Source organism: Ensifer adhaerens, assembly GCF_028993555.1.
In the GTDB taxonomy this organism is placed as follows: domain Bacteria; phylum Pseudomonadota; class Alphaproteobacteria; order Rhizobiales; family Rhizobiaceae; genus Ensifer; species Ensifer adhaerens_I.
This window is the reverse complement of record NZ_CP118610.1, coordinates 669,266-694,939: the sequence shown is the minus strand read 5'-3', so window position 1 is coordinate 694,939 and position 25,674 is coordinate 669,266. Positions and strand designations below refer to the sequence as shown.

Here is a 25,674-nt window from a genome sequence, read left to right as displayed (position 1 = left end):
TTTCACACTCATCCAGACCAACTAGTCGGTCGAACGCAAGAAGGAGCAAGATCATGGCAAATCCGCTTTCAACGCTCGGTATCATCCATACGGCGATCAGCCTCGCACCCGTCGTCGCGGGCCTCTACGGCTTTGCTCGTTACGGGGCGATTGTTCCTGAGACGCGCTCCGGCAAGATCTACCTCGCCACCATTGTCGTGGCAGTACTGACGTCCGCAGGCCTTTCGAGCACCGGCGGCTTCAACGCCGGCCATGCGCTCGGTATCGTCACGCTGCTCGTCATCGGTGGAAGTCTCGTCATCGAGCGGCTCGCATTGTTCGGCCGCCTGAGACCCTACCTGGCGACGCTCGGTCTCTCGTTCAGCTATTTCCTGCTGATCGTGCCGGCGATCGCCGAAACGCTGAAACGCCTGCCCGCCTGGCAGCCGCTTGCCAGCGGACCGGAATCGCCGATCGTGCAAACTACACTCTTGGTCTGGCTGGTGATTTTCCTGTCGGGTCTGACGGTGCAGGCCTACCTGATCCATAAGCGCGCTGCGGTCAGGGCGCGCGCTCCCCTTGCGCGATGAGCGCCATCCGCCCGCACCGCCGCCAGCGCAGTGGCTCCGGCCCTGCGCTGGCAAGAGATATGCTGGTGCGCCTCAGACGTCGCGCGCCGCGTGCGCCCAATCCATATAGAGATCGCGCGCTTTGGCGGCGACCGGGCCAGCCTGCAGGTCGCGGCTCTCGAGCCGGGTGACCGGCAGCACCTTGGAATAATTGCCTGACGTGAAGATCTCGTCGGCCGCTTCAAAGTCAGCCATCGTCAACGTCGCCTCGACCACTTCGAAACCGGCCTCTCGCAACAACGTCATCACACGGAAGCGGGTGATGCCCGCCAGGAAGGTACGGTTGGCGGCCGGGGTATAGACGACGCCGTCCTTGACGAGGAAGACGTTGGAGGAGCCGGTCTCGGCGATGTTGCCGAGCATGTCGCGTACGAGCGCATTGTCGAAGCCGCGCGAGCGGGCTTCCGTCAGGATGCGCGCATTGTTCGGATAGAGGCAGCCGGCCTTGGCATCGGTCGGCATCGATTCCAGCGTCGGGCGACGGAAGGGCGAGAGCGTCAACGACGAACCGCCATGGCCGTTGCCCATCGGCGCTTCGAACAGGCAAAGCGCGAAACGGGTCGATTCCGGATCGATCGCGACGACCCCGGCAGCGCCGTGCTCCGCCCAATACATCGGCTTCACATAAAGCGCGGTCTTGCCGTCGAACTTCTTGGCACCTTCCCACGTCAGCGCTTCGATCTCGTCGGCGGTCATGGTCGGCTTCAGGCCAAGCGCCGTCGCCGAGCGGTTGACACGCTGGCAGTGGAGGTCGAGATCGGGTGCTACGCCGTCGAAGACACGGGCGCCGTCAAACACCGTCGAGCCCAGCCACATTGCGTGCGATGTCGGGCCAATCAGCGGCGGATTGCCGGAGAGCCATTCACCATCGACATAGGTCCAGGTCACGGAGCGGGGGGATGTATCGACGGCCATCGGCGTCTCCTTCAGGTTTTTTGTTCTCATCCTTCGGCATAACCCGAAAAAACAGCATCGTGGTGAATGGTTCTATCAAAAAATGTCATGGCAGCCATTCTGGTACCGGGATGGCCTCTCGCTTAGTCTCTCCTTTCACTGGAAGGAGAAAGCCGTGCACATCAAGCATCTCGAGCAAGGCGACGTGGAGATCTTCCGCAGCATAAGGCTGGAGGCGCTCAACCGCGAACCCCAGGCCTTCGCGTCGACGGCCGCCGACTGGGAGCGACTTTCGACGGAAGAGTGGCGTGAGCGATTGACGACCAATGCCGTCTTTGTCGCGCTCGATGAGGACCGGCCGCTGGGGATCATGGGGCTGATGCGCGAGCGCGCGAGCCGCCTGGCGCACCGGGCCACGATCATCATGGTCTATGTGCGCGACGAAGCGCGCGGATCCGGCGCGGCGCACCACCTTCTCACCCATCTGACCGACCATGCCCACGCGTCGGGCGTCCGCCTGCTGGAACTGGTCGTGCGCGCCGACAACCCGACGGCCATCCGCTTCTACGCGCGTGAAGGTTTTCACGAAATCGGCCGCGTACCCGGTGGCATGCTCGACGGAGACGTAGAGGTCGACGAAATTCTGATGGCGCGGCACATCGACGGCCGCACCCCATCCGCCTTGCAAGGAGCACCCCGATGAGAGCCATGTACTACGACGCTTTCGAGAAGATGCCGGAAATCCGCACGCTTCCCGATCCGACGCCCACGGAAAACGGCGTGGTCGTCAAGGTCGAGGCAACGGGACTTTGCCGCTCGGACTGGCACGGCTGGATGGGCCATGACGCCGATATCCGGTTGCCGCATGTGCCCGGCCACGAGCTGGCGGGCGTTGTCACAGCCGCCGGCCGCGGCGTGATGCGATACAAGGTCGGCGACCGGGTCACCGTGCCCTTCGTGTCCGGCTGTGGCCGCTGTGGCGAATGCCGCTCGGGCAATCAGCAGGTCTGCGAAGCGCAGTTCCAGCCGGGCTTTACCCATTGGGGTTCTTTTGCCGAATATGTCGCGCTCGACTTTGCCGACCAGAACCTCGTGCATCTGCCCGAAAGCATGGACTTCACGACAGCCGCGAGCCTCGGCTGCCGCTTCGCCACCTCGTTCCGCGCGGTCGCCGACCAGGCGAAGGTGAAGGGCGGTGAATGGGTCGCGGTGCATGGCTGCGGCGGTGTGGGTCTTTCGGCGATCATGATCGCCGCCGCCCTCGGCGCCCAGCCGATCGCGATCGACATTGCCGAGGACAAGCTCGCCTTCGCCAGGAAGATCGGCGCGGTCGCGACGATCAACGGCCGCGAAGTCGAGGACGTGGCCGCAGCGGTGAAAGACATCACCGGCGGCGGCGCTCACGTCTCGATCGATGCACTCGGCAACCCGGTGACCTGCTTCAACTCGATCAAGAACCTGCGCCGGCGTGGCCGCCACGTGCAGGTCGGGCTGATGCTCGGCGACCAGGCGACGCCGCAGATCCCGATGGCGCAAGTGATCGGCCACGAACTCGAGATCTATGGCAGCCACGGCATGCAGGCCTGGCGCTACGACGCCATGCTGGCGATGATCGCCGACGGCAAGCTGAAGCCGCAGCAACTGATCGGCCGGGAGATCTCGCTTGCAGAGGCCATACCCGCGCTGACCGCCATGGACCGCTCAACCGACCTCGGTATCAGCGTCATCACGCGATTCTGATAGCGCTATGGGCAGCCCGAACAGCACCGTCTGCGCAAAGGCGCCGGCATTGCCCATTCCGACTCACGGCCTCAATGCGCTAAACCTTGTTCCGGATCGGGGGCAAGGCAGATGACCATTGCGAGACGGCGAAGATTGATCAAGCGGCAGCGCACCGGCACGGCGCTTGCCATTGCCGCGACGATCTCTTTTCTCGCCGGCATGACCGATGCGATCGGGCTCTTGAGCATTGGCGATTTCGTCTCCTTCATGAGCGGCAACACGACCCGGGCAGCAATCGCGCTCGGCGATGGTGATTTCATAGGCGCCCTGCTGCTTGTCGGCGCGCTTGGGGCTTTCATCATCGGTAACGCGCTCGGCGTGATCGCGGCCGCACGCCTCAGTGTCGTCGGCGTTCTCTCGTCGGTCAGCCTCATGCTGATGCTCTGCGCCGGCTTCGGCAGCTGGATGCCGAAGCCCTTCTATTTCTATGGCGTCGTGCTCGCCATGGGCCTGGTGAACGCGGCGGTCGAACATATCGAGGGGTTGCCGATCGGGCTTACCTATGTGACCGGCGCCCTTTCCCGCTTCGGGCGAGGGCTCGGCCGCTGGCTGCTTGGCAACAAGAACCGTCAATGGCTCGTGCAGATCGTGCCCTGGCTCGGCATGTTCTCAGGTGCGGTTGCCGGCGCTCTGTTGCAGCGCCACTTCGGCGCAGCCTCGCTCTGGGCGTCCTTTGCACTCAGCACCGGGCTCGCACTTGCCACTGTTCTGGTGCCGTCCCGCTGGTCGCGACGCTATATCCATTCGGGCTGATGCCCTGCCCTCATGGCAGCTTTTCGCCCTTTCCAAGATTTTGCCCTTAAGCCGTGACCGATTTCAGGGCAAAATCCGCTCGGAAGAATCACGATCGAGGTCCTGACATGGCGCTTGCGGCAGCCGTTACCGGAGATGAACTCTACCATCCCGTTCTCGAAGCCAATCCGGCGCATCCTGCCGGATGGCCGATTCGGGCAATCGTCAGTTCACAGACCGAAGCGCGGCACAATCGGGCGCTCTGGGCGCCGACGCACCTGATCTCGATCCGCGCTCCCGGCAGCCGGCTGCTTTCGATGATCGAACTGCCGCCGGAGCGGCACCTGGAACTCTTTTTCGGCGACACCACCGATCCGGATGAACCGGATGCGGCGCGCCCGGAGGCGATCGAAGCCACCTTCGCTTTTGTCGACCGCCTGCCCGAAGACGCACATCTGCTCGTCCATTGCCTTCGGGGAATCGGCCGCGCGACCGCGCTCACCCTCGGCATCCTCGCACGCTACATGCCGCCGGAAGACGCGGCCGCCGCGCTGCACGCGCTGCGGCCGGAGGCCAAGCCGAACAGGCATGTGGTCAACCTCTGCGACACGGCGCTCGGCCTCAAGGGCAAGCTCGCCAAGCAGGCACTGCGCTTCCCGGCGAAAGTCTGGAAGCCAGCCAAAGGCTGAAATGAGAAACCTGCAGCTTTGCCGCAAGCCGTTGTGCATTGCACAAAGATTTGACATGATCCCACGAAAGAACGGTGACAGTTGGCTGCCTGATCAGGCATGATGCTGTAAGCCTTTGTTTTCGGCTGGGCTTTGACGGGAAGACTCGATCTTGCCCGCCAGTGCCGAAGGCAAAAGACGGGAGGAAATGATGTCCCACGCGGCCTATGTGTTTGACGCCTACGGCACGCTCTTCGACGTGCACGCGGCTGTCAGGCGCCACGCGCAGGAGATCGGCCCGGACGGGCAGGCCTTCTCCGAACTCTGGCGGGCCAAGCAGCTCGAATACTCCTGGGTGCGCTCGTTGATGGGCAGCTATCAGGATTTCTGGCAACTGACCGAACAGTCGCTCGACTACGCCTTCGCACGATTTCCCTCCGCCGACCCGAAGCTTCGCAAGCGCCTGCTCGACGCCTACTGGACGCTCGACTGCTATCCGGAAGTGCCGGCGGTTCTGAAAGGGCTCAAGGAGCGCGGCGCCCGCATCGCCATCCTCTCCAACGGCTCGCCAGCCATGCTCGCCTCTGCGGTCCGCAACGCCGCACTCGACATCGTCATCGACGACGTCTTCTCGGTCGACGCGGTGAAGGCGTTCAAGACGGCGCCTGCCGTCTACGATCTCGTTACCACCAGCTACCGGCTCTACCCGCACGCGGTTTCGTTCCAGTCGTCGAACCGCTGGGACATTGCCGGAGCGACGAAATTCGGCTTCCGCACCGTGTGGATCAATCGGGCGGACATGCCGGACGAGTATCGCGATCACGGGCCGGCACTGATCCTGCCCTCTCTCGAAAGCCTGCAATTCGGCATCTGAAGGATCTCCCCATGGTCTGGTCGCCTGCGCAATATCTGAAGTTCGAAGACGAACGCACCCGACCAGCCAGAGACCTTCTCGCCCAAGTGCCCGAACTGCCCGAGGGCCTTGCCTTTGACCTCGGTTGCGGTCCGGGCAACTCCACCGAGATCATCCGCGACCGGTTCCCCGAGGCGACACTTTCAGGGCTCGACAGCGACGAGAACATGCTCGTTGCCGCCGCCAAGCGGCTGCCCGGAATCTCCTTCGAAAAGGCGGATCTCGCGACCTGGGTCCCACCCGCCGGCGCTTCGCTGTTCTATGGCAACGCCGTCTTCCAGTGGCTTCCAAACCATCTCGCGATCTTCGAAAGACTGATGAAGTCGCTCGCATCCGGCGGAGCGCTTGCGGTCCAGATGCCGGACAATCTCGGCGAGCCGAGCCATTTGCTGATGGAGGAGACGGCTCGAAGCCCGGCTTTCACGGACGCCTTTGCCGGCAAGACCATCCGCCGCAATCCGATGCCGCCACCGGCAACCTACGTCGAATGCCTGGTTCCTTGGGCAGCACGCATCGAGGTCTGGCACACGATCTACTACCACCGGCTCGCGAATGCCGAGGCGATCGTCGAATGGGTCAAAGGGACCGGCCTCAGACCTTACCTCGATGCCTTGCCCGAGGACCGGCGGAGCGCCTTTCTTGCCGACTACACGGACGGGATTCGCAGAGCCTATCCGGCAACGAGCGACGGCAAGGTGCTTCTGCACTTTCCGAGATTTTTCATCGTGGCGATAAAGGCGGGCTAGGCTCTCGCAGGGGCTGCGGACGTAGCGCTACATGCGCTCGGCCAGAAAATCGATGAAGGCGCGGATGCGAGCGGCAAGATGCTCGTGACCGGCATAGACCGCGTAGACAATCTCGATCTCGCCCGATTGATACTCTTCGAGCAGCGGCACGAGCGTTCCAGCTTCGAAGTCCGGCTCGACGTGGAAACGGCCGATACGGCCAATACCAATGCCGGCCAGGCAAAGCTGGCGGACGATCGAACCGCTCGATACCTGCATATTGCCGAAGACGGAGCGTAGTTCCGCAGCCGGCTGGCCGGGCATGCGGAACGCCCATTCGTCGACGCTGCGGCGGAAGTTGAAGCGGATGCAATTGTGGCCGTCGAGATCATCGGGCGTTTGCGGGACTCCATGCTTTTCCAGATAGCCCGGCGATGCGATCACGACCGGACGGCTTTCCATAAGCTTGCGCGCCTTTAGCGACGAATCGCGCAGCGGACCGGTGCGGATCGCCACGTCGGCGCGCTCACCGACGACGTCGATCATGCTGTCCGTCAGGGTCAGGTCCAGCTGTACCTCCGGATAGCAGGCCAGGAACTCCGGCGCGAGCGGCAGGATGTAGCGCTCCCCAAAGCCGACCGCGGCGTTCACCCGCAACAGCCCGCGCGGCGTCATGCGGCCGCCGGCTGCGACCAGTTGTTCGGTCTCTGCGATTTCCGTGAGAATCCGCTGGGCGCGCTGGAGATAGACTTCCCCCTCCGGTGTCAGCTGCAGGGTCCTGGTCGAGCGCACGAGCAGGCGCGTGCCCAGCCGGTCCTCGATGCGCGTCACCAGTTTGCTGACTGCAGACGGCGAAAGCTTCAGACGCCGCGCGGCGGCCGAGAAGCTGCGGGTCTCCGAGACGGCAACGAAGACCTCCATTTCACCCGCCCGATTGTCCATCCACCACCTTTGAAATCAATTCACAGTCCTTTGTATCATTATGCTCATTATCATGATGAGTGCCAAGGCTCATATTCCGCTTCGACTTCATCAACTACCAACGCACCCGGTTCCTCCCAGCCGGGTGGGAAAGGTCTCGTCGTGCCCATTGCCATCCTTGCACTGACGATCGCGGCCTATGCGATCGGAACTACCGAATTCGTGATCGTCGGCCTCTTGCCGACGGTTGCCACCGACCTCAATGTCACCCTGCCGCTCGCCGGCCTGATCGTCAGCGTCTATGCGCTTGGCGTCACCTTCGGCGCGCCGGTGCTGACGGCACTCACCGGCCGGATCGAGCGCAAGCCGCTCCTGATCGGCCTGATGGCGCTGTTCATCGTCGGCAACGCTGCCGCAGCATTGTCGCCAAGCTATGAACCGCTGCTCGTCGCCCGCGTCATTTCCGCCTTTGCCCATGGCGTGTTCTTCTCGGTCGGCTCGACCATTGCCGCCGACCTCGTACCGGAGGACCGCCGCGCCTCGGCCATCGCCATGATGTTCATGGGCCTCACGGTCGCGATCGTCACCGGCGTGCCGCTCGGCACCTGGATCGGCCAGACCTTCGGCTGGCGCGCCACCTTCTGGGCGGTCACCGGTCTCGGCGTCGTCGCGCTCACCGCGATCGTCGCCCTGCTGCCGAACACGCTCTCCAAGGCGCCGCCCGCCAAGCTCATCGACCAAGTGCGCGTGCTCGGCTCCGGCCGTCTGCTGATCGTTTTTGCCATGACCGCACTCGGTTACGGCGGAACCTTCGTCGCCTTCACCTTCCTGGCACCGATCCTGCAGGACATCACCGGCTTTTCGGAAGGCGCCGTTAGCCTGATCCTGGTGCTCTATGGCGTCGCCATCGCCATCGGCAACATTGCCGGCGGCAAGATCGCCAACCGTGACCCGGTCAAGGCGCTTGTCGGGCTGTTCCTCGCCCAGGCGGCCGTCCTTGTGTTCTTCGCCTTCACGGCGACGTCCCAAGCCCTAACATTGGTGACGCTGGCAAGCCTCGGCTTCCTGTCGTTCGCCACCGTGCCCGGCTTGCAGCTCTACGTCGTACAGCTTGCCAAGCAGCATCGGCCCGGTGCCGTCGACGTGGCCTCAGCTCTCAACATCGCCGCCTTCAACCTTGGCATTGCCATCGGCGCCTGGCTTGGTGGCGTCATCGTTGCATCGTCGCTTGGCCTTGGCATGACACCGGTCTTCGGTGCCGCCCTGGTGGTCGGCGCGCTGCTGCTCACGCTCTTAAGTGGTGCACTCGACCGCAAGGCAGAAACCGTCGCCCAGCCGGCTTGAACAAACGGCCGTCTGGCCCACCTATACCCTCGTCTCTTTCCCGCCCGGCCCCTGGCCGGGCGCTGTGCAAAACCAAGGAGTTACCCATGCATTCCGTCAATTCAAACGGCGCCAACATCCCGGCGCTCGGCTTCGGCACCTTCCGCATGCCCGGCGCCGACGTACTGCGCGTGCTGCCGGAAGCCTTGAAGCTCGGCTTCCACCACGTCGATACGGCACAGATCTACGGCAACGAGGCCGAGGTCGGCGAAGCCATTCATAATTCAGGCGTGTCGCGCGCCGACATCTTCCTCACCACCAAGGTCTGGGTCGACAAATATGCGCATCGCGACTTCCTCGCCTCGGTCGACGAGAGCCTGAAGAAGCTGAAGACCGACCACGTCGATCTGCTTCTCCTCCACTGGCCGGGCGGCAGCGACGTGCCGATGGCCGAGCGCATCGGCGCGCTCAACGAAGTGCAAAAGGCCGGCAAGGTCCGCCACATCGGCGTCAGCAACTTCAACACGGCACAGATGGAAGAAGCGGTGAAGCTCAGCGACGCCCCGATCGCCACCAACCAGGTCGAGTATCATCCCTATCTCGACCAGACCAAGGTGCTGCAGACCGCGCGCAAGCACGGCATGTCGATCACCGCCTATTACGCAATGGCAAACGGCAAGGTGCCGAACGACCCTCTGCTCAAGGAGATTGGCGGCCGCCACGGCAAGACGGCGGCGCAGGTGGTGCTGCGCTGGCTGGTGCAGCAGAAGGACGTGGTCACGCTTTCCAAGACCGCGACGATCGATCGCCTGAAGGAAAACTTCGCGATCTTCGACTTCGCGCTCGGCGACGGCGAGATGGCGGAGATCCACGCGCTTGCCCGCGCAGACGGTCGCATCGTCAACCCCGAGGGTCTGGCTCCGGTCTGGGACAGGGCCGCCTGATCTGTTCTCTTGTAATGGAGCGGGATGCGGGCGGAAAACCGCTCACACTTTTCCTCGTCCCGCTCCGCCATTTCGCCGCCGGCCAATTCCCTGCCGGCGGCGGATACGATATGGACATGGCCCGCAGACACCGATCAGAGGGAGGGGGCGATGTCGTTGCATGAGGCACAGGCGAGCGATTTCGCTCCGGATTGGCCGGCGATCATCGCCGTCGTTCTCGGCGTCACCGCCTTCTCGGTGGCGCAAGGGCTCACCTATCCGCTGATCTCGCTTTCGCTTGAGAGCCGCGGCGTTTCTGCCGGCATGATCGGTCTCAATGCCATGGGCTTTGCCGCTGGCCTGGGCGCCGCGACCCTGCTTCTCGGCCGGCTGACCCGGCTTGCTTCCGCCGACAAGTTGATCATCGCCAGCCTCTGCGGCTGCTCGATCTGTCTTGCGACGCTTGCCTCGACGTCCGAGCTTCCCATCTGGTTTGTCGCCCGCTTCGCCCTCGGCTTCTTCGTCAGCATGGTCTTCATGCTCGGTGAGGCCTGGCTGAACACCGCCTGTCCCGACCGGCTGCGCGGCCGTGTTTCCGGCCTTTACGGCGCCGGCATGTGCGGCGGCTTTGCCGCCGGTCCGCTGGCGATCCCGTTGCTCGGCACCAGCGGTGGCCTCGGCTTTGCGCTGCTTGCAATCTACATCGCGCTCGTCGCGTTCCTCACCGGACTCCTGACCATGGGCGCGCGCACCCGGCCCGAGCCCACGTCGACGCGTGACCTCTTTGCCTTTTTCAGGAAGGCGCCAATCCTGATCCTCATGGTGCTGATCTTCGGCTTTGCCGACATCGCGGCGATCTCCGCCATGCCGGTCTACTTCGTCAAGACCGGCCACAGCCAGGCCTTTGCCGCGCTCAGCGTCACGGCGCTGGCGATCCCGACCGCCCTGGCTCAGCCCTTCATCGGTGTGCTTCTCGACCGCCTGCCGCGCCGCCGGGTGGCAATTTCGGCTGCCGCCGTCGCTGCAACCGGATATCTTCTCGTGCCGTTCCTCACTTCCGATATCGCGCTGCTTCTGACCTTCGCCTTCATCGGCGCGGCGAGCTTCGCGCTCTACACGGCGGCGCTCACCATGCTCGGTGAAGAATATCGCGGCAGCATGCTCGTTGCCGGCAGCGCCGCCTTCTCGCTCGCCTATGCGGCCGGCAGTGCCGCAGGTTCCGGCGCCACCGGTGCGCTGATGAACTTCGTCAACCCCGTTGCCGGCCCGTTTGGTGTCGGCACGGTGCTCGTGATCTTCACTCTCGCTTTCACGCTTGCGGGCCGTCGTTAGGTCTTGGCGCACAGCCGGACAAGCGCTTCGCCGAAGACGCGCGCTGCCGGCCCGAGCGGCTCGTCTATCCGATGGCTGAGATAGCACTCGGCGCCAACCTGGCTGTTGCGGCCAAGCGCTGCCGTCGGCATGCGCGCAAGTCGACCTTCTTCGAGATCACGCTCCACCTGCCAGAGCGGTAGCCGGCCCCAGCCGAGCCCCGCCCGGATCATCGCATGTTTGGTATCCTGGCTGCTGACGCGGCAGGTCTGCGGCGAGAGCACGCCGAAATCCCGGCCCGCCGTACGCTGTGATGGATCGGACTGGACGATCTGCAGGTGGTCGGCAAGTTCGGCATTTGCGAGTGCGGCACCGCCAGCACTCAGCCCCAGGGGATGATGCGCGGCGACGACCGCGACGATCTGAACCGTCGAGAGCGCCTGGCGGGCGATTGCCGGATCGCGGAAGTCTTCGCCGACCATGATGCCGAGGGTGAAGCGGCGTTCAACGAGGCCATCCAGCGGTCCGCCCAGTGGCGAAATCGCAAGCCTGATCGAAACATTGGGGTAGATCGTCCGCATCTCGTTCAGGGCCAGCCCGACCGTCTCGATCGGGAAGAGCGTATCGACGATCACGGAAAGCTCCAACTCGAGGCCTTCGCCAAGCCCGCGCGCCCGGGCGCGCATGGCATCGACCCGCAGCAGGATATCGCGGGCATTGCCGAGCAGCGCGCGTCCTTCCTCAGTCAGCACCGGTTTGTGCCCGGAACGATCGAACAGGGCGACTCCGAGCTCCGTCTCGAGATTGGCGATGGCGTGGCTAACTGCAGACTGCACGCGTGAGAGCTTCGCGGCACCGGCGCGAAAGCTTCCGTTTTCGGCGACGGTGACGAAAGTCCGCATCTGATCGAGCGTCAGGGCATCCAGCATGATCGATTCCGTAGATCAATTTGATGAAAATTATATCACTTCAATAGATTGATAAAAGCACCCATCCTGTTCCCGACAACAGTGCTCAAAAGAAAAGGTGCAGCCGAATGGCCAAAATACTCGTGCTCTACTACTCGTCCTACGGCCACATCGAGACCATGGCGGCAGCCGTTGCGGAAGGCGCGCGCGCCGCGGGCGCCGCGGTCTCACTCAAACGGGTTCCCGAAATCGTGCCGGAAGCCGTCGCCATCAAGGCGGGCTACAAGCGCGATCAGGACGCGCCGGTCGCCACGGTGGCGGAACTGCCGGATTACGATGCGATCATCATCGGCACGCCGACACGCTTCGGCAACATGGCGGCCCAGATGAAGAACTTTCTCGATCAGGCGGGTGGCATCTGGGCGCGCGACGCCTTGGTCGGCCGCATCGGCAGCGTTTTCACCTCGACCGGAAGCCAGCATGGCGGCCAGGAATCGACGATCCTCGCCACCCATACCGTTCTTTTGCATCTTGGTATGGTGATTGCCGGCCTGCCCTATAGTTTCAAGGGGCAGATGCGCATGGATGAAATCACCGGCGGATCACCCTATGGCGCCTCGACGCTTTGCCGATGACGGCAATGGCGGCGATCGCCGGCCGAGCGCCAACGAGCTGGAAGGCGCGCACTTTCAGGGACGCCACGTCGCAGACCTGGCGGCAGCGCTGGTCGCCGGTCGTCAGCGCGTGGCGGAGATCGCCTGATGGCGACAGCGGCAACCTTCGTCCGGGAGAGAACCGATTGGGCAGGCGTGATGACAGTCGTTGCCGCCGGCGTGGTCGCGGCGATGCAGGTCGGCAAGGGGCTGATTGCAGGTCCGTTGCTCCAGTCCGACCTCGGGCTCGATCTCTCTGCCCTTGGCTGGATCACCTCGATCTTCGCCATTGTCGGCGTCGTCGGCGGCATGACGGCCGGCGCGTTCGTCACCGCGGCCGGGGACCGACGTCTGCTCGGCATCGGGATGGCGATGCTGGCGCTCGGCTCCTTCAGTGGAGCCGTCAGCCCCGCGTTCACTCTGCTTCTGCTGTCACGCATCGTCGAAGGCTTCGGGTTCCTGCTTGTCGTCGTTGCGGGCCCGGCCATTCTCATGCGCCTGGTGACATCGGATCGCCGCGACCTCGCCTTCTCGCTGTGGAGCTGCTTCATGCCGGCCGGCATGGCGACCGCCATGCTGACCGGGCCACTTTTTCCCGATTGGCAGGCGATCTGGTGGAGCAACGGAATGGTCGCGCTCGCAAGCTTGCTGTCAGTCTTCCTGGTTCTGTCGCCGCAGCCGAAGACGGCTCGCTCCATCGGCAGCAGTTTCCAGACCGATGTGGCCGACACACTGACGAGCCCCGGCCCGGTGCTGCTCTTCGTGCTCTTTTCCCTCTTCAGTTTGATGAGCTTCACGCTCTCAAGTTTCCTGCCGATCCTGCTTGTCGAGCGCCTGAAAGTCTCGCTTGCGGCCGTCAGCGTCATCAGCGCCGCCATCACGCTGGTCAATGCCATCGGTAATCTCACCGCCGGGCATCTGCTGTCGCGCGGTTTCGCCCGCGGACGGCTGATCGCCACTGCTGCGGTGCTGATGGGCATATCCGGTCTGTGGATCTTTCTGGCTCAGCCTGGCGAAACTCTGACCGTTGGCCTCTGCCTTCTGTTTTCCGCGATCGGCGGTCTCATACCGGCAACGCTGATTTCGTCGTTGCCGCTCCTGGCGCCACGCCCGGCACTTGCACCGATGGCGATGGGGCTGCTGATGCAGGGCAGCAACCTTGGGCAGCTCGTTGGCCCGGTCGCGGTCGGAACGGCGATCGAGCTCTATGGCTGGAGTTCCGGCGCGGCCTTCATCGGCGTCGGCGCGCTGCTCTGCATCTTCCTCTCATCGACGCTCGAACGGACGCTGCGGGGCAAAGCCTGGAGGGGGTGATGGCGACAATGCGCCGAAGGGCGAATTTCAAAGAAAAACCCACCGGCGGCAAACCGGTGGGCTCGACATTTCAGACGGATTGTCCGCGGATCAGACGAACTGGCTGAGGCCCGGAACCGAGGCAACGACTTCGTCGACCACTTCATCGCCCGCCTTTTCCTTGGCAAAGGCAATGGTTTCCTTGGCGAGCGAGGTGATTTCGCCCATGCCGAGGCCCTGGCTCATCAGCTGCTGGCCGAGTGCCATGACGCCGCCGCCACCGATGGCTGCCATCAGGCCGCCGAGCAGACCGCCGCCGCCGGTGCCCTCGCCATTGTACTGGGCGATGAGCTCGGAGGCGCCCGGGATCGCTTCGATCATCTGGGCAACCGGGCCGTCAGCGGCTTCGCGCTGCAGGAAACCGAGGATCATGCCGACAGCCTTTTCAGCCGTCGCCGGCTCGATGCCGACATTCTCAGCAACGCGCGTGACCAGTTCATTCATGGAAAACTCCCTCACTTGGGTTTTTGACGTTGACGTCAAGGTAAATGATCGCCTCGGGAATGACAAGCTGGAACGGCCGGCCAACGACGGGTTTTGCGCGTCCCTTTCCGGCCTTTGCGCGATCACCCGATGCCTAAGGCTTCATCGCGCCAAGTTCATGGCACGGCGACCATTCGCACGCGACATCCGCATCGTGTTTCCGGTTGCAGGCCTACACTGTCTTGTTGCCCGGCGGAACCGCACCACCTATAACATAGAGCCAGCCACATTTCGATGACGGGCACTTGCGATCAGCTGCGAACCGCCCGCTTTCATTGACGAAACGGAGATGAAGCCCACATGTTGGAAGAAGGCAAGCTCTTTATCGGCACCAGCCGCAAGCCTGATGATTCGATCAACAAGGGCGAGTATCTGGAACTGAAATTCGGCAACCGGCATGGCCTGATCACCGGTGCGACCGGCACCGGCAAGACCATCACCCTGCAGGTGCTTGCCGAAGGTTTTGCCAATGCCGGCGTCCCGGTCTTCTGCGCCGACGTCAAGGGCGATCTCTCCGGCATCGGCGCGATCGGGGAGCCCAAGGATTTCATCCTGAAGCGCGCCGAGCAGATCGGCCTGCCGACCAACCCTTACGAGTTCCAGGAATTCCCGGTCATCTTCTGGGACCTCTATGGCGAAAAGGGTCACCGCGTCCGCACCACCATGTCGGAAATGGGTCCCCTGCTTCTGTCGCGACTGATGAACGCGACCGATGCGCAGGAAGGCGTGCTCAACATCGCCTTCAAGATCGCCGACCAGGGCGGCCTGCCGCTGCTCGACCTTAAGGACCTTCAGGCGCTGCTCAACTACATGGGCGAGAATGCCAGTGCGCTTTCCAACCAGTTCGGCTTCATCTCCAAAGCCTCGGTCGGCTCGATCCAGCGCGAACTCCTGATCCTCGAACAGCAGGGCGCCGAGCATTTCTTCGGCGAACCGGCGCTGAAGATCTCCGACATCATGCGCACCACCAATGACGGCCGCGGCGCGATCTCCGTGCTGGCGGCCGACAAGCTGATGATGAACCCGCGTCTATACGCGACCTTCCTGCTCTGGTTGCTTTCCGAATTGTTCGAGGAACTGCCTGAAGTAGGCGATCCGGACAAGCCGAAGCTGGTGTTCTTCTTCGATGAAGCACACCTGCTTTTCAACGACGCGCCGAAGGCGTTGATCGAGCGTGTCGAACAGGTCGTGCGCCTGATCCGCTCCAAGGGCGTCGGCGTCTATTTCGTCACCCAGAACCCCCTCGACGTGCCGGACACCGTTCTCGGCCAACTCGGCAACCGCGTCCAGCATGCGCTGCGCGCCTATACCCCACGCGACCAGAAGGCGGTGAAAACCGCCGCCGACACCTTCCGCCCGAACCCGGACTTCGACTGCGCCACCGTCATCACCAATCTCGGCACCGGCGAGGCTCTCGTCTCGACGCTCGAAGGCAAGGGCGCGCCCTCGATGGTCGAGCGTACGCTCGTGCGCCCGCCGCAATCGCGCGTCGGCCCCCTGACCGAGGCCGAGCGGCAGAAGGTCATGGATGTCAGCCCCGTTCGTGGCCTTTACGACGAGGATTTCGATCGCGAGTCGGCCTATGAGATGCTGTCGGCGCGCGCCAAGAAGGCAGCTGACGCGCAGGCCCAGGCGCAGGAAGAGGCCGAGCAGCAGACGACAGAGGCCAATACCGGCGGCAGCCGCTGGACGCTGCCCGGCTTCGGCGACGACGAGCCGGCCACACCGGCCGGCAAGCAGGCGCGTCCGCGCAGCTCCGGCTACCAGCGCGAGACGGTCGTGGAGGCCGCGATGAAATCGGTCGCCCGCACGGTCGCCACCCAGGTCGGCCGGGCGCTGGTTCGTGGCATCCTCGGCAGCCTCAGCCGGCGCTGAGCATAACCGCGGCAACCGGCAACGCTCGGGATCGATGTTTTGCCCGCGCCCTGATTTCGATCGGGGCGCGTCGTTATTTTGAAAGGAACATTCGCATGGACGTTAAAGATTCGAACGGCGCCATCCTCCAGGACGGCGACAACGTGACCCTGATCAAGGATCTGAAGGTCAAGGGCACCTCGACGACGCTGAAGCGCGGCACCATGGTGAAGGGCATCCGGCTCACCGACAATCCTGACGAAGTCGAATGCCGGGTGGAGAAGATCAAGGGCCTGGTGCTGCGCACCGAGTTTCTGAAGAAGGCCTGAGGCAACATCAGGACTGGACGATGGCGCGGCGTTGGAGATCGACTTTAATGCCGCGTCTTCAATGCCGCGACGCCACGCGTCGGGTGCCTCACCAGCGCCAGATCGGACCGGTGCGCCGAGGCATATTCGTCCGTCAACTCCAACAGAGCCAGCGCAATCTCATCCCACCGCCATCCTGCTCGCTCGGCCAGATCCGTCAGCAGCCCGAATTCCTCTTCGAGCGTGAACCCGCATTCCAGGTCTCGCCCGGCAAGCGCTCCGATGCTCTTTCGTCCGGTGATCATCCGATCCACCTCCTGCCCATCAACTCCGAGCACAGGCATGGAGTTCCGGCAGGAAACCGTGGAACCAATCGCCGTCTGAACAGTTGGCTCGAGACAGGAGGTACAGTTATGAAGAAACTCATTCTGGTTAGTCTTGTCTCGACACTTGCATTTTCGGGAGCGGCCTTGGCGCAGACCACGACGGTCGTGGTGCCCGGAGAGGTCAAGACCTATGTTCTTCAACAGGGCAGCCCTTCGGTGACTTATGGTGGAACCGTGGTCGTCGGCGAGGCGCTGCCTGACACGGTGGAGGTCTACCCGATCCCACAACAGCCGAGCTATGGGTACGTCGTCCTCAACCAGCAAACGGTATTGGTTGACCCGCAGAGCCGACGGGTGATCGAAGTCCTGCGGTAAATCTTGTGGCCAATAGAAAAGCCCGGCGAAGTTTGGCGCCGGGCTTTTTTGTTTCTGAGGTCGGGAGCCTCAGGCAACCGTCAGCTTGACGTCGATGTTGCCCTTGGTCGCGTGGCTATAGGGGCAAACGATATGCGCCTTCTGGACGAGGTCTTCGAGAACCGCCTTGTCGACGCCGGGTGACGAGATCTCGAGCGCCGCATCGATGCCGAAGCCGGTGCCATCCTCGCGCGGACCGATGCCGACTGTTCCCGTCACTTTCGTGTCTTCCGGAAGCTTTACCTTCTCCTTGCCGGCAACAAACTTCAGGGCGCCGAGGAAGCAGGCCGAGTAGCCGGCCGCGAAGAGCTGCTCCGGGTTGGTGCCACGGGCGCCGTCTCCGCCGAGTTCCTTCGGCACGGTAAGGGTGACATCGAGAACGCCATCGGCGCTCTTGGCCTGGCCAGCACGGCCACCGGTTGCGGATGCAGTGGTGCGGTAGAGAATGGGCATTGGCGGGTCTCCTTTGCGTTTTCGAGTGAATGCGGCTTAGATAGCGCAAAATTCAATTGTGTGCAAATTAATTTTGCAAATTGCATTTTGGACGTGTTTTTGCGAAAATGCGGTCATGGCAAACAAGGCGACACATAGCGACACAATCCCAGAGGAGGCGCTGGCGCTCGGCAAGCAGCTCTGCTTTGCCGTCTATTCGGCGGCACATGCCTTCAACCGCGCCTACAAGCCGCTGCTCGATCGCTTCGGCCTCACCTATCCCCAGTATCTCGTGCTGCTCGCGCTCTGGCAACAGGACGAGATGACGGTAAAACGCATCGGCGAAGAGATAGGGCTCGATTCCGGAACCTTGTCGCCGCTCCTGAAACGCCTGGAGGCGGCCGGCTTTGTCGCGCGGCAGCGTGATCCGGGTGACGAGCGGCAGGTGATCGTTCGCCTCACCGAGAAAGGCCGCGCGTTGAAAAGCGATGCCTTCGGCATTCTCGTGGATATCGGCAAGGCTTCGGGCTGCAGCCTGGAAGAAGCGGGTGAAATCCGCGAAACGCTGCATCAATTGACGCGACAGCTCAATTCCGGCCACGGCACCGACTGACCGCAACCTTACTACTGGACTTGCAGGGGGCGTCGCTCCTGACTGAAGGTGCCGTGAGCGACGACGTCCGTGTTCGTCAGATGACGAGGATCGGCGCCTTGCCGCGCACGCGATCGTAGAGATCCATCACATCCTGGTTGAGCATGCGCACGCAGCCCGACGAGACGGCCTTGCCGATCGACTTCCACTCCGGCGTTCCATGGACGCGGTAGAGGGTGTCCTGACCATTCTGGAAGATGTAGAGCGCGCGTGACCCGAGCGGGTTGTTGAGTCCCGGCGCCATGCCGCCATTCCTGGCCGAATACTGCTTCAGTTGCGGCTGGCGGGCCACCATGCTGTCCGGCGGGGTCCAGCGCGGCCACTTCTGCTTCCACTGGATGACGCCGCGGCCCGACCAGGCGAAACCCTCACGGCCGAGGCCGACGCCGTAGCGCAGTGCCCGGCCGCCCGGCTGGATCAGATAGAGGTAGCGGTCGCCGGTATCGACAACGATCGTTCCCGGCTGCTCGCCAAAGGGATCGCTCACCTCCTGACGATAGAAGCGCGCGTCGATCTGACGGAACGGTACCTCCGGCACCTGATAGCCGCCGTCGTACATGGAGGCATATATGTCCGATACATAGAGACCCTGTGGCGGCAAACCGGTGGGAACCGGTCCTGGGCCATCCTGCCCCACATAAACACCTCCGGCGCGCGGATCGGTAAAGCGTCCTTCGAGTGCGGGATTACGGAACACAGGCGCCGTCTCGTAGCGGAAAACATCCGTGTTCATCGAGGAGGTGCAGCCTGCAAGGCCGGCAGAGGCAAGAGCCAACCCGGACGAGCGGAGAAACTGACGGCGGGAGAAGAGGACTGAAGAGGACATCGAACTCTGAAGGGCTTGAGTGCGGCCTGAGGAGTGCTGCATGAAAATGCTTAACGAAATACTACGCACAGCCCCTCGGAATGGGGGCGATGCTTGCATTTGCGGCTGGACCGAAGCTTGCGTCGTGGCGTGAACGGAAGAACTCAAACGGTATGGGCGTTGAACCGCGGCTGGCGCATCAACGTTTCGAAGTCCGTCGCGCTGAGCGGCCGGCTGAAGAAATAGCCTTGAATTTCGTCGCAACCGCTCTGTCGGAGGAATTCGACCTGCGCCTGGTTTTCCACACCTTCGGCAATGACGCGTAGGCCGAGGTTTTGCGCGAGCGAGATGATCGCCGCAGTGATCGCGTTGTCGTCGAGATCGACAGGAATATCCGCAACGAAAGAGCGATCGATTTTCAGGCGGCGCACCGGGAAGCGTTTCAAGGCACTGAGGCTCGAATAGCCGGTGCCGAAATCGTCGATTGCCAGGTGCACCCCGATCGCCTGCAACTCGTGCATGGTGGCGATCGCCCCCGGCACGTCCTGCATGATCAGGCTTTCCGTGAGTTCCAGTTCGAGACAGCAGGGCTCAAGCCCGGTTTCGGCAAGAATTGCCGCCACATGGCCTGACCAGTTGCGTTCGCGGAACTGGCGCGCCGAAACGTTGACACTGACGATCAGCGGCGGCAAGCCGGCGTCCTGCCAGTCCCTGGCTTGGCGGCAGGCGGCGCGCAGCACCCAGTCGCCGATCGGCACGATCAGCCCGGTTTCTTCGGCAAGTGGAATGAACTCGGCAGGCGAGACCGTGCCGCGCTCGGGGTGACGCCAACGCAGCAGTGCTTCGGCCGCAAAAACGCGACCATTCGCAAGGTTCATCTGTGGCTGGAACTGCAGGACGAACTCTTCGCGCTCCAGTGCCGTGCGCAGTTCCTCCTGCTGACGCAGCTTTTCGTGCGCCTTGGCGGCCATTTCCTCGGTAAACACCTGCAGATTGTTGCGGCCGAGCTCCTTGGCCCGATACATCGCCATATCGGCATTGGCGAGCAGCTCGCCGACGGTCTTGCCCTGATTGGGGAAGCAGGCGACGCCCATGCTGCAGGTCACCTGCAGGCTCCGGCCCTCGATCTGCATCGGCGCAGCGATGGCGCAGCGGATATCCTCAAGTCTTGCCAGCACGACATCCCGTTCACAGGGAAGACCGTTCAAGAGCACGATGAACTCGTCGCCGCCGACCCGCACGACCATATCCGACTTGCGCACCGACGAGCGCATGCGCGATGCGGTGACCTTCAACAGTTCATCACCGGCCGCATGGCCGAGGGTATCGTTGACCAGCTTGAAATTGTCGAGATCGAGGAAGGCGAGCACCGCCCACTGACCGGTACCGCGCAGGGCTTCCAGCGCCTCGGCGACCTGCTCCTCGAACAGCGCCCGGTTGGGCAGCCCCGTCAGCGCATCATGATGCGCCATGAAACTGATCCGGTCCTCCGCCTGCTTGCGCTCGATTGCGATGCCGGCCAGATGTGCCGCCATCGCGATCAGTTCCTTCTGCCCATCGTCCGGAACGCAGACCGTGCCGGAATACAGCGCAAATGTGCCAAGCACCTTGCGGTCGCGCGAATGGATGGGAGTCGACCAGCAGGAGCGGAAACCATAGGGGCGAACGAACTCGCGGTAATTGTCCCAGAGAGGATCGGTGAGAATGTCCGAGACGATCACCTGTTCGCCGCGCCAGGCCGCCGTCCCGCACGAGCCCATGCTCGGGCCGATCTCGAGGCCATGGATCGTCGCGCAATAGCTCTCGTCGAGACTTGGTGCCGCGCCATGGAAGAGGTGGCGGCCATCGGCCGACAGCAACAGCACCGACCCCTTGATGCCAGGCATCAGCGCCTCGATCAGCAGGATCATGTCGCGGAAGATTTCGTCGAGCGGCCGGCTGTTGGCGATCATTTCGAGGAGGCGGGCCTGCCCCTCTAGCAGGCGCTCGGCCGCCTTTCTGTCGGAGATATCGCGCGACACGCCAACGACGCCGACGATCTTGCCGCTCTTGTTGCGCAGCGGCACCTTGGAGGTCATCAGCCAGCGGTCGCGGCCCTTGCTGACGATCGCCCGTTCCTCGATGCCGAAAATCGGTTCGCCGGTTTCGATGACGCGGCGCTCGATGTCGGCGATCGCCTTTGCCATATGCGGCGGATGGAGATCGAAGTCGGTCTTGCCGACGATATCCTTGAGCGCTTCCAGCCCGTTGTCGGCAACGGTCACCTGGTTTGCGATGAGGAACCGCCCTTCGACATCCTTGGCATAAATGTAGTCGGGCACATGGTTGATCATCGTCTCCAACCAGTAGTGGCGGTCGGCGATGTCGGGTTCGGCCGGAAAGATGCGCGCAACTTCTTCGGCCAGCCGGTGGCTGGCATCTATCAGGCGACGTGTATCCTCGTTGCCACCGGCATTCAAGGCAGCATACCGCGGATTGCGAGACGTGTTCTTCGCCAAGCAAGGCCTCCCGACGCGCCGAGCCGCGTCGCTGGTCGATCGTTCCCCACTTCACGTTAGACGAGCAAGAGTTAGCCCTTCCTAAATAACTTGTAGAAAAATCGTGTAGAGGTTGCAATCTCGAAGTCATCGGCGATGAAAGAAGGGGTGGACAATGCCACCCCCAAAGGCACTGCTCAAGAAAGCCGCCGGCGCGCCGAGGGAAAGAGCATCAGCAATTGGTCGACGACCACCATGACGAGGATTGCGAGCCCCGTCAGCGGAAAGGCCAGACCGAAGAAAACGGCCATGATCCACAATCCCGCATAAACGCTGCGCTTCGGCGGCATCGGCGGTACGCCAATCCGGCCAGCCGGGCGGCGCTTCCACCACATGACGACGGCGGAGAGCGAGACGAGAACGATGGACAGGCAGGCGGCAAGCATCAACAACTGGTTGGCGCGTCCCCACTCCTGGCCCTTATGCACGTTGATACTCCATTCGATCGCCTTTCCGAGCGCCGGGTAGTCGCCAAAAGCGACATCGACGAGCGGTTTGCCGGAGTATTGGTCGATGTGGATCGTGCGCTCGCGTGCGAGCTCGGCTGGAAAGATCGCAGCGGTGTAGACGCCGCTCTCATCGGCCGGAAGCGCCAGCTCGTAACCGGGCAGCATGCCGGCCTCATCGGCGATCGCGACCGCGCGGTCGATACCAACCGGTTCGGCGGTACTGCCGCTCGAAGTCGGAACCGGTGCATTCTCCATCAGCCAATTGGCCTTGGGAAGGACGTCGGTCGAGACCTTCGTCGAGGTCGGAACCTCGTCCCAAAGCGTGGCGGGATAGCCGAGCCCCATGGCCGTCAGTTTGCCGTTGGCGGTCGCGCCCCAGTAGCCGGACCAGAGAAGTCCGGAGAAGGCCAGGAAAACGATCAACAGTCCGGCGACGATGCCGGTGACCGCATGAAGGTCGCGCCAGAACACGCGGCGCGCCGGCGTGCCGCGCACGGTCAGTACGCCACCGGTCTGCTGGCGCGGCCACCAGAGATAGATGCCAGTGAAGACCAACAGGATGGCAAAGCCCGCAACGATCTCGATGATCGTTTCGACCGACTTGCCGAAATAGTCGAGGCTGTGCAGATCCTCGACCACCTGGTTGAACTCTTCCGTCGGCGCGACCTGGTCCAGGATGGCGCCGCTATAGGGATCGACGAAGACCAGCATGCGGGCCTTGCCAATGCCGACCATGACGCGTGCCGAACGATCGACTCCGGCGGGCGTGCGATAGGAGATGGCGGCGCTACCCGGCACGGATTCAACGGCGGTCGCAACGATCGCCGAAGCAGACAGCCGTTCGGTGCCGGCGGACACGATGTTGCGATAGGCAAAGACCGTATCGTCGATTTCGTCGTTGAAGAGATAGAGGCCGCCGGTGACGGCCAGGCTGATCATGAAGGGAATGACGAGCAGGCCGGCAAAGAAGTGCCAGCGCCAGATAGCGCGATAGAGGGAGATGCCGCGTTCGGCGGCCACCGGCTGCACTGCGGCGCCGGTAAGGGATGCGGTTGTCATGGGATTCTCCGGGGATAACCGCATTTTCGCGGCTTCGCCTCTCGATGGTCGGATCGGCCGCAGATCATGGCCGCAGGCGTCGAACAGTAGTTCGACGCTGCAAGGCCCTCAGCGGCCGCTTCAGCGGAACTCAGACGGAGAAACTCGATGGTGGCGCCCTTGGTCCGGTGCCGCCGCGGAGCACCATGCGAACAAGCAGAAGTTCGTTGGCGGGGATCGACACCTGCCAGGCGACAGATGGCGATGGTACGGCGATCGGATACGGCGCCGGCAGATCAGCGGGGGCGACAAGGCAGCAGGACTGGCATCCATGGCCTTTCGTTCCGCCCTTGCCGCCAGCATCGTCGTGGGCTGTGAGGCAGAGATCGGCGAGCGTGCCGTCGGGAAGGACATAGGCGGCCAAGCCCGTCGCGACAGGCATGGCGACCGCAGGCTGCTGGACCAGTGCCGAGGTGACGAGGACGAGCGCGCATAGCAAACGCGCCGCCAAATCCGTCAACCGATCTCCCAGAAACCGTCGTGCCAAAAGTGCCCCCAAAATTGACTGCGACAGCTAAAGGCCAACGGCGCGAAAGACAAGCCGACAATGGGCCGCATGGCCCATCAAAAGATTTCATGCCTGATATAAGCGGCGTCGGCTTCCCCGATCCAGCGCGCTTGCCTATGACAGGCCACGGCAACGACGGGAGGAATTCGACATGCTGACGATCTACGGGGTCTATCGCTCGCGCGCATCGCGCAATTACTGGATGGCGCGGGAGCTCGGCATCCCCTTCACGTCCGTGCCGGTCATCCAGGCGCGCCGCGTCGCCGATCCGCTTGCCGCCGATGCGCCGATCAACACCAAGTCGCCGGCCTTCCTCGCCGTCAACCCGATGGGGCTGATCCCGGCGATCGAAGACGATGGCGTGGTGCTGACGGAATCGCTTGCCAACAATCTTTTCCTAGCGCGCAAATACGGCGGTCCGCTGGGACCGGCTGATATCCGCGAAGAGGGATTGATGGGCAACTGGACGATGTGGGCGGCGACCGAGGTCGAGCCGCATGCCGTGCAGATCATCCTGACCTACGACTACGGCGCCGAAGAAACCGACGAAGGCAGAGCAACGATCGCTACCTGTGCGACGTCGCTCGACAAGGTGTTTGCCCGTATGGAGAAGCACCTCGACGGACGCGACTATCTGGTCGGCGACCGCTTCACCGTCGCCGATCTCAATCTCGCGGAGGTCTTCCGCTACGCCATGAGCCAGAAGCAACTCTTCGAGAAGCATCCACGCGTTTCGGCCTGGCTTGCCCGCTGCCAAGCCCGCCCGGCTTTCAAGGCGATGATGGAAGAGCGGCAGAAAGAGCCGGCGGACTGAGCCGCCCGGAGGGCGCTTCCGATGATCAGCTTATGGGCGCCGCGTCGAAGCGAACGCGCGGAGCCCTGAGATCGAGCAGGCGCATGCCATCCTCCACCTCGTCGCGAACCCAACGCTTGAAGGCGGCCGCTGCCTTGCTTTCCCGCCGCGACGGCGAACTGACGAAATAATGGCCGTAGCCCGTCTCGACGCGGATACCGAACGGTACGACCAAACTGCCCTGGGTGATCGCGAAGCCGGCGAGCGTCTGCCAGGCGAGCATGACCCCCTGCCCCGAGATCGCCGCATCGAGCACCAGCGATGCTTCGTTGAACGTATGGCGCACGGTCATTTCGGCACCGGAGAGGCCAACTTCGCGAAGCCACACCTCCCAGCTGAACATCGAGTGGCCGTCGATCACAGCGGGAAGCTTTAGAATATCTGCGGGTACACGCAAGTTCTCGGCCATGGCCGGCGAACAGACGGGAAAGATCTCCTGCTGCAACAGCAGTTCCGATTTCACGCCAGGCCATTCGCCCGAGCCGACACGGATGCCGACGTCCACATCCGATGTGTCGAGATTGACGAGTTTGGTCGTGGCATCGATGCGCAGGCGAATGTCGGGATGGCGCTCGGCGAAACGATTCAGCCGGTAGACCAGCCAACGGGCGGCAAAGACCGGCGCCACCGAGATCGTCAACACCGACTCGTCGCGTCGCCGAGCCGAAGCGACCGCCTCTGCCAGTTCCTGAAAGGCGTTGCTGAGGCGCGCGAGGAAGCGCTGGCCGAAGTCCGTCGGAACAAGGCCGCGCGGCGTGCGCTCGAAGAGGACGCGGCCAAGCTGGGCCTCCGCCTTGGCAATCTGCTGGCTCACCGCACCGGAGGTCACCCCGAGCTCCTCGGCAGCGGCTGCAAGCGAACCAAGGCGCCCGGCCGCTTCGACGGCGCGGAGCCCGTTCAAATGGACAGAGTTCAGATCCTTCATATAGTTTTTCTAAACTCGTTCATTGCCATTCTCAATTGAAAAGTGGATCGGGCAGGCAGATCATCCAACCATCGAAAGGATGGTCCACCATGTTGAAGCTTCTCTCGACATTGACCGCGTTCGCCACTTCGGAACGCCGGAAGCAGGATGCGCCACTTGCATGGGCACGCGACCCGCTGCAGCATCCGGATCTCGAGCGCATGGACGAGCGCGAACTCGGCGACCTGCCGTTTCCCGGCTGGCCCTGGCCGCGCGCCGCCGATTGCACGCAAGAATGCCTGCAGGCAGGGGGCCGCTGACGAACAATGGCCGTGTG

28 protein-coding genes and 1 pseudogene are annotated in these 25,674 nt (G+C 63.1%); 18 read left to right on the top strand and 11 right to left on the bottom strand.

Annotated features, from left to right (window positions below):
* Positions 1-53 precede the first annotated feature (53 nt).
* On the top strand, positions 54-569 hold the full coding sequence (locus PWG15_RS03275; RefSeq protein WP_275023077.1) for a hypothetical protein: 516 nt from the start codon (positions 54-56) through the stop codon (positions 567-569).
* 72 nt (positions 570-641) lie between these two features.
* On the opposite strand, the gene PWG15_RS03270 is transcribed toward PWG15_RS03275, so the two are convergent.
* A complete protein-coding gene (locus PWG15_RS03270; protein ID WP_275023076.1) occupies positions 642-1,523 on the bottom strand; it encodes a branched-chain amino acid aminotransferase in 882 nt (293 codons plus the stop codon).
* A 154-nt stretch (positions 1,524-1,677) separates the two neighbouring features.
* On the opposite strand from PWG15_RS03270, the gene PWG15_RS03265 reads away from it, so the two are divergent.
* The 6 genes from PWG15_RS03265 to tam all read left to right on the top strand — a co-directional run bounded on the left by PWG15_RS03265 (position 1,678) and on the right by tam (position 6,343).
* The gene (locus PWG15_RS03265) at positions 1,678-2,205 is read left to right on the top strand and encodes a GNAT family N-acetyltransferase (protein ID WP_275023075.1); all 528 of its coding nucleotides are present in this window, start codon (positions 1,678-1,680) and stop codon (positions 2,203-2,205) included.
* Entirely contained in the window at positions 2,202-3,242 is a 1,041-nt protein-coding gene (locus PWG15_RS03260) for a zinc-dependent alcohol dehydrogenase family protein (RefSeq protein ID WP_275023074.1), read from the top strand. Before PWG15_RS03265 ends, PWG15_RS03260 begins: the two co-directional genes overlap by 4 nt.
* A 111-nt stretch (positions 3,243-3,353) precedes the next feature.
* On the top strand, positions 3,354-4,037 hold the full coding sequence (locus PWG15_RS03255) for a YoaK family protein (RefSeq protein ID WP_275023073.1): 684 nt from the start codon (positions 3,354-3,356) through the stop codon (positions 4,035-4,037).
* Between the two features lie 107 nt (positions 4,038-4,144).
* Positions 4,145-4,705, top strand: a complete 561-nt coding sequence (locus tag PWG15_RS03250) for a phosphatase (RefSeq protein WP_275023072.1) — start codon at positions 4,145-4,147, stop codon at positions 4,703-4,705.
* A gap of 190 nt (positions 4,706-4,895) precedes the next feature.
* Entirely contained in the window at positions 4,896-5,558 is a 663-nt protein-coding gene (locus tag PWG15_RS03245; RefSeq protein ID WP_223726723.1) for a haloacid dehalogenase type II, read from the top strand.
* A gap of 11 nt (positions 5,559-5,569) precedes the next feature.
* Positions 5,570-6,343, top strand: coding sequence for a trans-aconitate 2-methyltransferase (gene tam / locus PWG15_RS03240; protein ID WP_275023071.1), 774 nt, complete (start codon positions 5,570-5,572; stop codon positions 6,341-6,343).
* A gap of 27 nt (positions 6,344-6,370) precedes the next feature.
* On the opposite strand, the gene PWG15_RS03235 is transcribed toward tam, so the two are convergent.
* On the bottom strand, positions 6,371-7,264 hold the full coding sequence (locus tag PWG15_RS03235) for a LysR family transcriptional regulator (protein WP_275023070.1): 894 nt from the start codon (positions 7,262-7,264) through the stop codon (positions 6,371-6,373).
* Between the two features lie 141 nt (positions 7,265-7,405).
* On the opposite strand from PWG15_RS03235, the gene PWG15_RS03230 reads away from it, so the two are divergent.
* The 3 genes from PWG15_RS03230 to PWG15_RS03220 all read left to right on the top strand — a co-directional run bounded on the left by PWG15_RS03230 (position 7,406) and on the right by PWG15_RS03220 (position 10,821).
* A complete protein-coding gene (locus PWG15_RS03230; RefSeq protein ID WP_275023069.1) occupies positions 7,406-8,587 on the top strand; it encodes an MFS transporter in 1,182 nt (393 codons plus the stop codon).
* An 86-nt stretch (positions 8,588-8,673) separates the two neighbouring features.
* On the top strand, positions 8,674-9,510 hold the full coding sequence (locus PWG15_RS03225) for an aldo/keto reductase (RefSeq protein ID WP_275023068.1): 837 nt from the start codon (positions 8,674-8,676) through the stop codon (positions 9,508-9,510).
* A gap of 150 nt (positions 9,511-9,660) precedes the next feature.
* Positions 9,661-10,821, top strand: a complete 1,161-nt coding sequence (locus PWG15_RS03220; protein ID WP_275023067.1) for an MFS transporter — start codon at positions 9,661-9,663, stop codon at positions 10,819-10,821.
* Here the strand turns inward: PWG15_RS03220 and PWG15_RS03215 are convergent.
* On the bottom strand, positions 10,818-11,729 hold the full coding sequence (locus tag PWG15_RS03215) for a LysR family transcriptional regulator (RefSeq protein WP_275023066.1): 912 nt from the start codon (positions 11,727-11,729) through the stop codon (positions 10,818-10,820). The genes PWG15_RS03220 and PWG15_RS03215 overlap by 4 nt on opposite strands.
* Positions 11,730-11,836: 107 nt before the next feature.
* Between PWG15_RS03215 and wrbA the strand changes: the two are divergent.
* Together wrbA and PWG15_RS03205 are read left to right on the top strand one after the other, a co-directional pair.
* Positions 11,837-12,470, top strand: a pseudogene (gene wrbA / locus PWG15_RS03210) (NAD(P)H:quinone oxidoreductase).
* Complete coding sequence (locus tag PWG15_RS03205; protein WP_275023065.1) at positions 12,470-13,675, top strand: MFS transporter; 1,206 nt, start codon at positions 12,470-12,472, stop codon at positions 13,673-13,675. The pseudogene wrbA and the gene PWG15_RS03205 overlap by 1 nt, the downstream one beginning before the upstream one ends.
* Before the next feature lie 90 nt (positions 13,676-13,765).
* Here the strand turns inward: PWG15_RS03205 and PWG15_RS03200 are convergent, their stop codons facing one another.
* Entirely contained in the window at positions 13,766-14,158 is a 393-nt protein-coding gene (locus PWG15_RS03200) for a hypothetical protein (RefSeq protein ID WP_275023064.1), read from the bottom strand.
* 339 nt (positions 14,159-14,497) lie between these two features.
* On the opposite strand from PWG15_RS03200, the gene PWG15_RS03195 reads away from it, so the two are divergent.
* Both PWG15_RS03195 and PWG15_RS03190 read left to right on the top strand, forming a co-directional pair.
* The gene (locus PWG15_RS03195; RefSeq protein WP_275023063.1) at positions 14,498-16,072 is read left to right on the top strand and encodes a helicase HerA-like C-terminal domain-containing protein; all 1,575 of its coding nucleotides are present in this window, start codon (positions 14,498-14,500) and stop codon (positions 16,070-16,072) included.
* A 95-nt stretch (positions 16,073-16,167) separates the two neighbouring features.
* Positions 16,168-16,380, top strand: coding sequence for an alkylphosphonate utilization protein (locus tag PWG15_RS03190; RefSeq protein ID WP_057250526.1), 213 nt, complete (start codon positions 16,168-16,170; stop codon positions 16,378-16,380).
* A 44-nt stretch (positions 16,381-16,424) separates the two neighbouring features.
* Here PWG15_RS03190 and PWG15_RS03185 read toward each other — a convergent pair whose 3' ends face one another.
* Positions 16,425-16,664 carry a hypothetical protein gene (locus PWG15_RS03185; protein ID WP_275023062.1) on the bottom strand — a complete coding sequence of 80 codons (240 nt, stop codon included), beginning with the start codon at positions 16,662-16,664 and terminating at the stop codon, positions 16,425-16,427.
* 108 nt (positions 16,665-16,772) lie between these two features.
* Here PWG15_RS03185 and PWG15_RS03180 point away from each other — a divergent pair, with 108 nt between their 5' ends.
* Positions 16,773-17,060, top strand: a complete 288-nt coding sequence (locus PWG15_RS03180; protein WP_275023061.1) for a DUF1236 domain-containing protein — start codon at positions 16,773-16,775, stop codon at positions 17,058-17,060.
* 69 nt (positions 17,061-17,129) lie between these two features.
* Here PWG15_RS03180 and PWG15_RS03175 read toward each other — a convergent pair whose 3' ends face one another.
* Entirely contained in the window at positions 17,130-17,552 is a 423-nt protein-coding gene (locus PWG15_RS03175; RefSeq protein WP_275023060.1) for an organic hydroperoxide resistance protein, read from the bottom strand.
* Between the two features lie 115 nt (positions 17,553-17,667).
* Between PWG15_RS03175 and PWG15_RS03170 the strand changes: the two genes are divergently transcribed.
* On the top strand, positions 17,668-18,144 hold the full coding sequence (locus PWG15_RS03170) for a MarR family winged helix-turn-helix transcriptional regulator (RefSeq protein WP_275023059.1): 477 nt from the start codon (positions 17,668-17,670) through the stop codon (positions 18,142-18,144).
* A 76-nt stretch (positions 18,145-18,220) separates the two neighbouring features.
* Here PWG15_RS03170 and PWG15_RS03165 read toward each other — a convergent pair whose 3' ends face one another.
* The 4 genes from PWG15_RS03165 to PWG15_RS03150 all read right to left on the bottom strand — a co-directional run bounded on the left by PWG15_RS03165 (position 18,221) and on the right by PWG15_RS03150 (position 23,532).
* Positions 18,221-19,009: a L,D-transpeptidase family protein gene (locus PWG15_RS03165; RefSeq protein ID WP_275023058.1), complete on the bottom strand. Its 789-nt coding sequence runs from the start codon at positions 19,007-19,009 to the stop codon at positions 18,221-18,223.
* A 143-nt stretch (positions 19,010-19,152) separates the two neighbouring features.
* The gene (locus PWG15_RS03160) at positions 19,153-21,486 is read right to left on the bottom strand and encodes a sensor domain-containing protein (RefSeq protein WP_275023057.1); all 2,334 of its coding nucleotides are present in this window, start codon (positions 21,484-21,486) and stop codon (positions 19,153-19,155) included.
* Positions 21,487-21,662: 176 nt separating this feature from the next.
* Positions 21,663-23,033, bottom strand: coding sequence for a PepSY-associated TM helix domain-containing protein (locus tag PWG15_RS03155; RefSeq protein WP_275023056.1), 1,371 nt, complete (start codon positions 23,031-23,033; stop codon positions 21,663-21,665).
* A gap of 130 nt (positions 23,034-23,163) precedes the next feature.
* Positions 23,164-23,532: a hypothetical protein gene (locus PWG15_RS03150; RefSeq protein WP_275023055.1), complete on the bottom strand. Its 369-nt coding sequence runs from the start codon at positions 23,530-23,532 to the stop codon at positions 23,164-23,166.
* A gap of 199 nt (positions 23,533-23,731) precedes the next feature.
* Here PWG15_RS03150 and PWG15_RS03145 point away from each other — a divergent pair, with 199 nt between their 5' ends.
* A complete protein-coding gene (locus tag PWG15_RS03145; protein ID WP_275023054.1) occupies positions 23,732-24,394 on the top strand; it encodes a glutathione S-transferase family protein in 663 nt (220 codons plus the stop codon).
* Positions 24,395-24,419: 25 nt separating this feature from the next.
* Here the strand turns inward: PWG15_RS03145 and PWG15_RS03140 are convergent, their stop codons facing one another.
* The gene (locus tag PWG15_RS03140) at positions 24,420-25,358 is read right to left on the bottom strand and encodes a LysR substrate-binding domain-containing protein (RefSeq protein ID WP_275023053.1); all 939 of its coding nucleotides are present in this window, start codon (positions 25,356-25,358) and stop codon (positions 24,420-24,422) included.
* An 89-nt stretch (positions 25,359-25,447) separates the two neighbouring features.
* Between PWG15_RS03140 and PWG15_RS03135 the strand changes: the two genes are divergently transcribed.
* Complete coding sequence (locus PWG15_RS03135) at positions 25,448-25,657, top strand: hypothetical protein (RefSeq protein WP_275023052.1); 210 nt, start codon at positions 25,448-25,450, stop codon at positions 25,655-25,657.
* The last annotated feature ends 17 nt before the right edge of the window (positions 25,658-25,674 follow it).